We start from the raw sequence: 825 nt of genomic DNA, 5'->3' as shown, positions 1-825 counted from the left end.
TCCCCTCAGTTGGGAGAAGAACCAAAAAAAAGGGGCCGCATCGGCGGCCCCTCGTTCAGTCGCGGCGGTACCGGCTTACTGGCCGGCTTCCGCGCGCTCCTTGGCCACCAGGAAGTCGACGGTGTCGAGCAGGCCCTGCATGCCGCGGTCGCCGGTGGCGACGGCGCGGTACTTGCCGTTGATGATCATGGTCGGGGTGGACTGCACGCCGCTGCGCAGCGCGAACTGGCGCGCGCGGTTGAGCTTGGCGGTCACGGCGAAGCTCTGCATGGTGGACAGGAAGGTGTCGCGGTTGGCGCCCTGCTTGGCGTACCAGTCGGCGATCTCTTCGATGGAGGCGGTCTGGAAGCTGCGCTCGATCAGCACCGCGCGGAACAGCGCGTCGTGGGTCTTCTCGACCAGGCCCATGGCCTCGGCGGCGTAGTAGCCGCGGGCGAAGTTGTCGCTGATGCCGCCGAACACGCCCGGCACGTAGACGAAGCGCACGTCGCTGGCGATGTTGGGCTTCCACTGGTTCAGCACCGGCTGCAGGTTGGCGCAGTGGATGCAGGTGTAGGCGAAGACCTCGGCGACCTCGATGCCGCCCTGGCCGAAGGTCGGCTGCGGCTCGGCCATGACTTCGTAGTCGACGCCCGGGCGCGGGGCCTTGGCCGGGTCCAGGGCCGGGTCCAGGGCCGGGGCCGCCGGGGCGGCGGGCGCTTCAGGCGCGGCCGGGGCCTCAGGGGCCGGGGTTTCGGCGGTGGTTTCTTCGGCCGGCGCGGCCTCGGTGGCTTCCGCGGGCGCGGCTTCGGTGGTTCCTCCAGCCGGGGCCGGGGCGGGCGTTTC

The 825-nt window shown here is 70.9% G+C and carries 1 protein-coding gene; it reads right to left on the bottom strand.

Features of this window, described 5'->3' with window-relative positions:
* Positions 1–75: 75 nt before the first annotated feature.
* Positions 76–825, bottom strand: a 750-nt coding sequence (locus tag N790_RS05710) for a thiol:disulfide interchange protein DsbA/DsbL (RefSeq protein WP_043801898.1), incomplete at its 5' end; no start/stop codon positions are given.

The organism is Arenimonas malthae CC-JY-1 (assembly GCF_000747075.1).
GTDB lineage: Bacteria > Pseudomonadota > Gammaproteobacteria > Xanthomonadales > Xanthomonadaceae > Arenimonas > Arenimonas malthae.
Note: the sequence above shows the minus strand (reverse complement) of the source record. Positions and strands in the feature narration are given on the sequence as shown.